Below are 10348 nucleotides of genomic sequence, written 5' to 3' on the forward strand. Positions count from 1 at the left end.
ATCTGCAGGTAATTATCATGAGCAAAGGAGTCCAATATGCATCTGACTGACTGTTTTATGGACATTGTGGCCTACGTTGTGTACTTTCAAAAATCAGCTCAAATTAAGCAGCCCCCCTATGAACAGGTTAAGGCTGATATCACTCGCCTTCTCTCAGAAAGTGAGCAGTGCATTCAAAAAGGATCATACTCTCAGGAAGATTATAATCAGGCAAAATTTATGATCTGCGCCTGGGTGGATGAGACGATTCTTGCCTCTAACTGGAATCAGAAAAACAACTGGCAGAAGGAACAACTCCAGCGTATATATTACAATACTACCGGTGCCGGTGAAGAGGTATTTGAACGGTTAAATAATCTGGGGCTTCATCAGCGGGAGGTGAGGGAGGTCTACTATCTCTGCCTGACCCTCGGATTCAAGGGCCGCTATTGCAAAGAAGGAGACGATTTCCTTCTTGAACAATTAAAGGTTTCCAACCTCAAGTTCCTTATGGGGAGTTCTGTAGGACTTCTTTCTTTAGACCGGGGGGATCTTTTCCCTGAGGCGTATCCGCAGCAGGCTGCAGAGATTACTCCTCAAAAACAGAAATTCAACTTTTCACTCCTGACTATCTCAGGGATAGCAGCGCCGGTTATTCTGTTTGGGCTGCTGTTTCTTATATACCATTTTACCTTGAGCGGGGTCAGTGAAAACATTATAAAGGCAGTGCCATAAATGAAAGACAATATAATGAAATACCTGAAATATGTCCTCATCGCAGCCGTAGTTATTATATCTATTCTAATAATCTTCGGATTTGTTCTCGTCATGGATTGGCCATGGTGGGTCGGTTTTTTCCTTTTACTCGGAATAGCCGGGGCCGGAATCGGCAGTCTTTTCCTGAAAAAGATACTTCTCAGGCGCAGAGAGCAGATGTTTGTTTCTCAGGTTATAGCGCAGGATGAAGCGAGACTGAAGGCCATGCAGGGGAAAGAGAGGACTGAACATACCGAAATCCAGAATAAGTGGAAAGAGGCCGTTGAGGCCTTGAAGCGTTCGCATCTGAAAAAACAGGGTAATCCACTATATGTACTTCCATGGTATATGATCCTGGGGGAGAGTGGTTCCGGTAAGACGACTGCATTAAACAGCGCAAAACTGTCATCACCTTTTATAGAGGTAACAAAGACATCGGGGATATCGGGTACCAAGAACTGTGACTGGTGGTTTTTTGAGCAGGCAATAATTCTTGATACAGCAGGAAGGTATGCAATCCCTGTTGATGAAGGTCGCGATAAAGAGGAATGGCAGAAGTTTTTAAACCTCCTGGTGAAATACAGAAAGAAGGAACCTCTCAATGGTCTCATTGTCGCGGTGTCTGCAGATAAACTCCTTGCAAACTCTCCAGAAGTACTGGAGGAAGACGGAAGGAATATCGGGCGTCGTATTGATGAATTGATGAGGGTCCTCGGAACAAGGTTTCCTGTTTACCTCCTGGTGACCAAATGCGATCTTATCCAGGGAATGACTAAGTTCTGCGGAAGCCTGCCGGAAAAGAGTCTTGATCAGCCGATGGGTTTCATTAACCAGAATCTTTCAAAAGATGTAACATCCTTTCTTGAGAATGCGATCAATACCATCGGGGAACGGTTAAGGAATCTCCGCCTCTTGCTTTTACATAAACCTGAATCGAGGGAGGTTGACCCGGGGCTGCTCTTATTCCCGGAAGAGTTCAATAATCTTAAAAAGGGACTCGAAACATTTATCAGGATTGCATTCAAGGAGAGTCCGTATCAGGAGACCCCTGTTCTCAGGGGGATCTATTTCAGCAGCGGCCGTCAGGAGGGCACACCTTTTTCTCATTTCCTTAATGCATTAGGCTTGATCGGGGAAAAGGAGGTCCTTCCTGGAACGAGCAAAGGGTTGTTCCTGCATGACTTTTTTTCAAATATCCTTCCAAAGGACAGGGGCCTGCTGAAACCAACCAGGGTTGCCATTGAGTGGAACAATCTTACCAGAAATCTTGGTGTAACCGCATGGATTGTCATCGGGCTGGCCATATGCGGGCTGTTAAGTTTTTCCTTTGTTAAAAATCTGCGGACACTTCGTGGTATCTCGCACGAATTTGCAAAACTCCCTGTGCTTCAGCGTGATTTCCAGACAGACATCAACAGTATGGAGCAATTCAATAGGGCGATACTGAAAATCGAAGAGCAGAATCAGAGCTGGTGGATTCCAAGATTCGGATTGCATGAAAGCATTAATGTCGAGAAGCTGCTGAAGGATAAGTTCTGTTACTTGTTCCAACAGGGATTTCTGGTCCCGCTCGATAAACGCCTGAGAGAAAATGTCGCAACGTTGAGCCCTGCTGTATCTGATGAAATCTTTGGACAATATGTCTCTCACATAGTGAGGCGTATAAACCTGCTTAAATCACGGGTTGCAGATGAAGAACTTGAAACCCTTGAGACACGTCCTCAACCGGCGTATCTCTCTCTACTGTCATCAGGTGAACTTGAACTGACCCCGGCGGTGAAACAAAAGTTCGGCCGGATGTTTCTTTATTATTTGTATTGGCGTTCAGATACCGGCGATGTTAACAAAGAGATAGAGACTCTTCAGTCTCTTTTGAAAGACCTGATGAGATTAAGGGGTTCAAACTATCGCTGGATTGTAACATGGACAAACAGGGACAGCACTGTAGCGCCGATAACCCTGAAAGATTTCTGGGGAGGGAATGCCTCTTCAGATGGGGAGGTAATATTAGATCCGGCATACTCCCGTAAGGGAAATGAGGCGATAGATTCAATGTTCAGTGAGATAGAATCAGCGCTCAATGACTCTACTATAAGGGAGAGGTATAAGGGCGAGTTTGATGCGTGGTATCGCATCAACAGTTTTCAGGCATGGCAGAATTTTGCATTGGCCTTTTCCAAAGGGGCTAAACGGCTCAATGGTATGAAAGAGAATCAGCCTGTTGCCAGTAGAGTGGCAACAGAGGAGGGTCCTTATTTTGCATTCATGAACAGAGCTGCATCAGACCTTGAACCTATAGTTACAGGAGAAAACCTGCCTTTGTGGCTTCAACAGGTATATCAGTTTCAGAATGTAAAAAACGCGGGGTTTGCAGGGGGAGTTGTGGCAAAGACCTCTGAGGAAGGTATGAAGTTTATTGACAAGATAAAAGCAAAAATTGGCAGAAAGATTGAAACACCGACACAGGAATCCCAGTCAACAGCTATCAAGGCATTACAGGAGTATAAAAATGCACTTACGTCAATCACGCAATCAGCAACCTCCCGGGGGGAGATATACAAGATGACCCTGCAGGCATACAGTGAAGATCCCTTAACAGGCAAGTCACCCTTCTTAGAAGCTGACAGGGCTGTCTCAAGACTGAAGGTAAGTCTCTCGGGTCAGCATACTACAGATGATCTTTTCAGCAGACTGCTAACCGGTTCACTCGATTATCTATGGGAGTATGCCCGCATGGAATCTGCCTGTCAGTTACAAAGCCAGTGGGAAAAGGAGGTGCTTGCGGAGTCACAAGGGGTTTCCGGTCAGCAGTCGGTTGAGATACTTTTTGGACAGGAAGGTCTTGTGTGGAAGTTCATCAAAGGACCTGCAGCGCCATTAATTGAATGGAAGGTTGCGAGGGGTTATTATGGTAAAGAGGTCATGGGCGGTTCAATACCTTTTAAAAGTCCTTTTCTCTCTTTCCTGTCAGTGGGGGCTAAGGCAAAAGCTGCAACACTTCCCCAAATGCAGCAGCAGTACTATAAGGTGCAGATATCAGGATTGCCCATTGGCGCCAACCCGGATGCCGGTATTAAACCTCACAAAAGCCATCTGGAGCTATCGTGCGAAGGCGAAACCCAGAACCTTGTCAATTTCAATTATCCTATCACCAGGACATTTACATGGTCCCCTGTAACATGCAGTGATGTTATGTTGAAAATTGAAGTCGGGAATATCAGCCTTGAGAGGCATTATCCGGGTCCGCAGGGTTTTATAAATTTTCTGCGTGATTTCCCGAGGGGTAGTCACACCTTTAATGCCACTGACTTCCCGGAAGAAAGAAATGGACTTAAAAAGGCGGGAATTAAATATATCAGTATTAATTATCAGTTCAGCGGGGAAAATGCCATCCTCAGGAGTGCAGGCGCTTCAACGGGACAGGCACAATCAGGTGCACCGAGAGAAATAGTAACATGCTGGGATTAACAAAACCAGACTCATCGTGGAACTGGGCAGCTTACGGCAAGCATCCGGCAGCAAAGGATTATTTCAGAGTCGGTCAGGACTTTCCGGTGATGCGCAGTTTTTCCAATTGGGTCGAAGAAGGTTACAGCAATCTGCTTCCGAATGGGAAGAATAACCTTAATCCAATCTCATGGCGTTTCTGGGCCAAAGGGGCTGTGAAAGAGATGCTGATCTGCGGGCTTCTAAAGGACAGCAGTGATAATATCGGAAGGCAGTATCCTCTGTTAATAATGGGTTCAGGCCTCCTTAAAAATTGGGAAGAGCATTGGGATGACATGCCTTATTCCTGTGAAAAGACATGGAATCAGATTGAATACATCTCTTCTCAGGGATATAGCGATTTAAAAAAATTAGAATCAGAGATAAACGGGGTCAGACCCCCTTTATCAGGATGGTCCGAACTAAATGCCAAATGGGAAGATGCCATCTCAAACAATCCTGAGAATTTTCAAAATAATGCAGTTCCAATGTCAGGTGAGGGTGATAGCTTTATCCCCCTTGACCATAAAGATTCTCATGACCAGGGCGCACTAATCAGCCGCTGGCACCATCTATTAATGTCTCATGACAAGACTGTTCCAAATGTAACTTTTATGGGTGGGACTTTTGAAAAGGTTTATCTGGCATTTTTTAGAAGACCTCTGGCACCTGCTGATTTCATAAGGTTGTGGTCAGTCTCTTCAGCAGAAAAAGGATAAGTTTCGATTGCAATTAGCAGTATAGTCTAATATAATTATTACCTGTAAACGGGGGACAACCTTTCAATGGATTCCAAAGAACTTATCAGGTCAGGTAAGCTTTCAGATGGACGCAGGCAGTTGATTGAAGAGGTGAAGTCCTCTCCGGCAGATACAGGTAAACGGACGCTTTTGTTTCAGGTTCACACCCTGCTGGGTGAATGGGACAAGGCAGAACGCCATCTCGATGTACTTGTTACGCTGGATCCGAAAAGTGAAACAGGTATACAGGTCTACAAGAACCTTATACATGCGGAAAGGGAACGATTAGAGGTTGTCAGAAGCGGCAGGAGACCGGCCTTTCTTCCTGATACACCGCCTTATCTGGAACTTTATCTTTCTGCACATGAAAAGTTAAACGAAAACAGGTTTGATGATGCAATCGAACTGTTCGATAAAATAAACTCTCAAATTCCTGTAATATCCGGAACCATTGACGGGAAAAGCTTTACAGGTTTCATTGACATTGATATAACCCTCTCTTTCTTTCTTGAGACGATTGTACATGAACGATACATATTGGTCCCCTTTGAATCAATCAGGGAACTTTCAATAACACCGCCTAAGTCTCTGTTGGATCTTATCTGGATTACTGCACGCGTAACGACCTGGGAGGGACTTAACCTCAACTGTTATCTGCCGGTACTTTATCCGGAATCATTCCTCCATGAGGATGACCGGGTTAAACTTGGCAGGATGACTGACTGGACAAAGGAGAAAGGACCATGTTCAAGGGGGATGGGGCAGCACCTCTTCTTGATTGGTGATGAGGAAGTGGGCATAGTGGATATTAGGGAGGTACTGTTTAACCCCCCTGATCCCGGAGAACTCTCATGAGCAGCGGTTCACATAGGGACGTGAAAAATCCCCCTTAATCCCCCTTTTTCAAAGGGGGAAATTAGTTCCCACCATTTTCAATGAGGGGAATCATGTTCCCCCCTTTAGAAAAGGGGGGAAGGGGGGATTTGAAAGGCTATTTTCGAATGAAAAAACAGGTTGACATTGAAAAAATATTAGCTCCTATACCGGGTGAAAACCCGGCAGGCGAGGATCTCCGCTACAGCCAGACTTATGAAGATATCAAGGAGGCAAGGAGGGCGGACGACGCTCTTGACCGGGGTGCATGGCAGCACGATATTAAAACATCGGATTGGGACAAGGTAATAAAGGTGGCTCAAGATGCGCTTATTAAGAAGAGCAAAGACCTGCAGATCGCAGCATGGCTTACCGAGGCATTAATCAATACTGATGGTTTTGATGGACTGTCAGCCGGATTGAAAATAGTTATTGGTTTCCTGAGCGATTACTGGGACCATGTTTATCCTGTGATTGAGGATGGAGATATGGAGTTCAGGGCAGCTCCACTCGAATTTATGAACGAGAAACTGATTCCGTTTATTAAGGGTATCCCTATAACAGACGGCAAGGTTACAAGCGGGTATTCCTATCTGAAATGGCAGGAGTCCCGCATGGTCGGATATGAAGCGGATACGAGGAACCAGTTTGGCGATACAGATGATGGAAAGAAGAAGAAACGCGATGAGTTTATAGGAGAAGGGAAGATAACCGCCGAAGAATTCGACTCGGCAGTTGCACTATCACCCATACCTTTTTATGAATCACTTGCCGGAAAGATAAAGACATGCCGGGATGATTTTAAAAAAATAGATGGGATACTTGATGAAAAGTTTGGCTCCAAGGCCCCGAGGTTTTCTGATTTTGGCCTTTCTCTTGAGGAATTTGAAAGAGTAGTCACCAAGATAATCAAAGATAAAGGAGGGAATGTGAATGCACCGGAATCTGAGGAAGGAAGTGCTGTTGAACAGAATGCCATGGATATACAGCCGGAGGTTGACCTCCAATCCATTTCCGAAATAGAAACAATTCAGCGGATTCCTGTTTCGGCAATAACGACATCTGCGGCAACTGATTCGTTTATCTCTGAAGATGCTTTATGGCAGGAGGCGCTTCAAGTGATGAAGACATCGGGAATGAAGCAGGCGTTGAATCAGCTTCTCACTGCATGCAACAGCGCCCCGTCAGTAAGAGAAAGGAACCGCCTTCGCCTTCTCATAGCCAGGTTGTGCCTTAAGGCAAACAGGCCTGATCTTGCCAGACCCATTGTTGAAGAGTTGAATGCATTGATTGAAGAGCTGCATTTGGATAGATGGGAATCACCAGTCTGGATTGCAGAGGTAATTGATGCATTGTATCAATGTCTGACAAAAAGCGGTACTGATGATGACCCGGGCAGGGCACAGACACTTTTTCAGAAACTTTGCACAATTGATGTAACAAGGGCTATTAGTTACGGGAAGTAAGATATAAGGAATATTTGCGAAGTGGTAAAAGATGACAATCACAAAAAGGAAAGGAGTTGATTATGGCAAAAAAAGAAAGTTTACAGCACAAGCTGGATAGGGTCAGGTCTCCAAGGGTCCAGATAACCTACGACGTGGAGATCGGGGACTCAATCGAGATGAAGGAAATACCGTTTGTTGTAGGTGTCCTGGCAGATTTGTCAGGAAATCCTGACGAGCCGCCTCCAAAGCTTAAGGATCGAAAGTTTATAGAAATAGACAGGGATAATTTCGACAAGGTACTTGAAGGGATGAAACCGAGGATAGCCTTCAAGGTTGACAACAAGCTTTCAGGGGATGACACCAAAATGGCAGTAGAACTTCGTTTTAAAGGTCTGGATGACTTTCATCCCGAACGAGTCGCTGATCAGGTTGCCCCTCTGCGCAAGCTGGGGGAGGCAAGGCGCAAGCTTTCTGACCTGCTTAGCAAACTGGATGGGAATGACAAGCTTGATGAACTGCTGCAGAACGTTATAGCCAATACAGATACACTGCAGAAGCTCAGTGAGCAGTCCGGTACAGAAAAATCAGAGGAAGATAAATAAGGAAAGGAGGGACTCATATGGCTGAACAACAAAAAGAGCAGGCTCAGGAAGGACAGGCACAGGAGGTACAGGAAGAAAAGGGTCTTTTAGATCAGATTATTGAACAGGGACGTATGATCCGTGATGAAAGCCAGAAGGGGTGGGCACGGGATGTTCTCAGTGAGTTTGTGAAACAGATTATGGAAGGCACCATAACGGTTTCAAAAGATACTGAACGTATGATAAATGCTCGAATTGCACAGATTGACAGGCTTATTTCCGTTCAGCTCAACGAGATCATGCACCATCCTGATTTTCAAAAACTTGAAGCATCCTGGCGGGGGTTAAACTATCTTGTACAGAACACTGAGACAGGAGAGAAACTGAAACTAAGGGTAATGAATGTTTCAAAAAAAGATCTCTTGAAAGATATGGAAAAGGCAAGCGAATTTGATCAGTCTACCCTTTTTAAAAAGATATATGAAGAAGAATTCGGAATGTTCGGCGGTGCATCATACGGGGCATTGATTGGTGATTATGAATTTGGAAACAACCCCCAGGACCTTTCTCTTCTTGAAAAGATATCACAGGTCGCTGCAGCAGCCCACGCACCTTTTATCTCTGCAGCATCGCCAACATTGTTTAACTGGGACAAGTTCGAGGAACTCAGCGGACCCCGCGATCTTTCAAAGATATTCCAGAGCGTGGAATATGCCAAGTGGAAGTCATTCCGCGAGTCGGAGGATTCAAGGTATGTGGCGCTGGCCCTGCCTCATATTCTGATGCGGCTGCCATACGGCCAGGCAAATGTACCAGTAGAAAGTTTCAATTATGAAGAAGATGTGGATGGTACTGATACCGGTAAATACCTCTGGGGTAATGCCGCATATGCCCTTGGAACGCGCCTCACAGATGCCTTTGCCAAGTACCACTGGACAGCGGCTATAAGGGGTGTTGAAGGCGGAGGACTTGTTTCAGGCTTGCCGGTCCATACTTTTAAAACAGATGAAGGAGACGTGGCGCTCAAGTGTCCTACCGAGATAGCCATTACAGACCGGAGAGAAAAGGAATTTGCCGATCTGGGATTCATCCCACTCGTGCATTGCAAGGGGACTGACTATGCAGCATTTTTCAGCACACAAACGGCTAATAAGGCTAAAGTCTATGACTCAGAATCGGCTAATGCCAATGCACGTTTATCTTCGCAACTGCAGTATATACTCGCAGTTTCAAGATTCGCCCACTACCTGAAGTCTATGATGAGAGACAAGATCGGTAGTTTCATGACCCGTAAAAACGCTGAAGACTTCCTTAACAGGTGGATTGCAAGTTATGTATTGCTTGACGATAACGCCTCACAGGAGGCAAAGGCAAGTCATCCTTTGAGGGAGGCAAGGATAGATGTAAGCGAAATACCGGGTAAACCAGGCGCTTACAGGGCTGTTGCTTTTCTGAAGCCCCATTATCAGCTTGATGAACTGAGCGTTTCTTTGAGGCTGGTTGCAAACCTGCCTCCGCCTGCAAAACAGTAGAAGTGGAGGTTGCGTAAATAATCTAACTTTTTAAGGAGGTAGCAGACAATGTTTGATGCGTTTTTAAAAATTGACAGTATTAAAGGAGAAAGTACCGATGACAAGCACAAGGAATGGATTGAAGTGCTGTCTTTTAACACAGCTATATCCCAGCCTTCCTCAGGTTCCGCAAGCAGCGGAGGCGGCCGTACGGCGCAGCGTGCAAATTTCGCCCCTTTTTCTTTTGTAAAAACTGTGGACAAGGCCACCCCGAAGCTGGCCCTTTTTTGCGCAAACGGAGAGCATATCAAGGAGATAACACTTGAATTGTGCCGTGCATCAGGAGACAAACAAAAGTACATGGAAATAAAGTTGTACGACTCAGTCGTCAGTTCATTCAGCCCCTCTGGCTCTTCAAAGGGCGGAGAACCCTTACCTCTTGAAGAGGTATCATTTTCCTATGGAAAGATTGACTGGACGTATACAGAGACAGACCATGCTACCGGTAAACCCAAAGGGGATGTCAAAACTAACTGGGACCTTCAGGCAAATAAGGGCGGATAAATAGTCCTGTGAAGTATGAATAGAAACCAATATAGTGAGACGTCTGTTCTGGACAGGCTCATTGATTATGAACCAGCGGTATCAAGTGAGCCTGTTCAGAATCGTCTTCCCGGTATCAATCAAATCAAGGCCGCGGTCGTCAGGGATCTTGAGAATCTTCTTAACACAAAACGAAATATATTCCCTGTGCCTGCTGAATACAGAGAAGTCAGCAATTCTCTGTTTGTATATGGCCTTCGGGACTTTACATCCGAGGACCCAAGAAGTCCAACAATAAAACAGCAGCTCCGTAATGATGTCGAGAAGACTATCTCACGTTTTGACAGCAGGCTGAGGAATGTAATTGTGCGGCTTGAGGCGTCTGCTCAAAACGAAAGGAATGTCAGGTTCAGGATAAGCGGACTGTTAGT

9 protein-coding genes are annotated in these 10348 nt (G+C 45.4%); all 9 read left to right on the forward strand.

Features of this window, described 5'->3' with window-relative positions:
• Nucleotides 1-36 precede the first annotated feature (36 nt).
• Nucleotides 37-714, forward strand: coding sequence for a DotU family type IV/VI secretion system protein (locus tag IT392_08815; GenBank protein MCC6544586.1), 678 nt, complete (start codon nt 37-39; stop codon nt 712-714).
• On the forward strand, nt 715-4203 hold the full coding sequence (locus IT392_08820; GenBank protein MCC6544587.1) for a type VI secretion system protein ImpL: 3489 nt from the start codon (nt 715-717) through the stop codon (nt 4201-4203). It begins immediately after the preceding gene.
• Nucleotides 4191-4940 (forward strand): DUF2094 domain-containing protein, encoded by a 750-nt coding sequence (locus tag IT392_08825; GenBank protein ID MCC6544588.1) that lies wholly within the window; start codon nt 4191-4193, stop codon nt 4938-4940. The genes IT392_08820 and IT392_08825 overlap by 13 nt, the downstream gene beginning before the upstream one ends.
• A 66-nt stretch (nt 4941-5006) precedes the next feature.
• Nucleotides 5007-5816, forward strand: coding sequence for a hypothetical protein (locus IT392_08830; protein ID MCC6544589.1), 810 nt, complete (start codon nt 5007-5009; stop codon nt 5814-5816).
• Nucleotides 5817-5962: 146 nt separating this feature from the next.
• Nucleotides 5963-7300 carry a type VI secretion system protein TssA gene (tssA, locus tag IT392_08835; GenBank protein ID MCC6544590.1) on the forward strand — a complete coding sequence of 446 codons (1338 nt, stop codon included), beginning with the start codon at nt 5963-5965 and terminating at the stop codon, nt 7298-7300.
• A 62-nt stretch (nt 7301-7362) separates the two neighbouring features.
• Nucleotides 7363-7884 carry a type VI secretion system contractile sheath small subunit gene (tssB, locus tag IT392_08840; protein ID MCC6544591.1) on the forward strand — a complete coding sequence of 174 codons (522 nt, stop codon included), beginning with the start codon at nt 7363-7365 and terminating at the stop codon, nt 7882-7884.
• A gap of 17 nt (nt 7885-7901) precedes the next feature.
• Nucleotides 7902-9395: a type VI secretion system contractile sheath large subunit gene (gene tssC / locus IT392_08845; GenBank protein MCC6544592.1), complete on the forward strand. Its 1494-nt coding sequence runs from the start codon at nt 7902-7904 to the stop codon at nt 9393-9395.
• Nucleotides 9396-9443: 48 nt separating this feature from the next.
• The gene (locus IT392_08850; protein MCC6544593.1) at nt 9444-9938 is read left to right on the forward strand and encodes a type VI secretion system tube protein Hcp; all 495 of its coding nucleotides are present in this window, start codon (nt 9444-9446) and stop codon (nt 9936-9938) included.
• Nucleotides 9939-9953: 15 nt separating this feature from the next.
• Nucleotides 9954-10348 (forward strand): type VI secretion system baseplate subunit TssE (gene tssE / locus IT392_08855; GenBank protein MCC6544594.1); only part of this gene is annotated, 395 nt, incomplete at its 3' end.

This window comes from Nitrospirota bacterium (genome assembly GCA_020846775.1).
In the GTDB taxonomy this organism is placed as follows: domain Bacteria; phylum Nitrospirota; class 9FT-COMBO-42-15; order HDB-SIOI813; family HDB-SIOI813; genus RBG-16-43-11.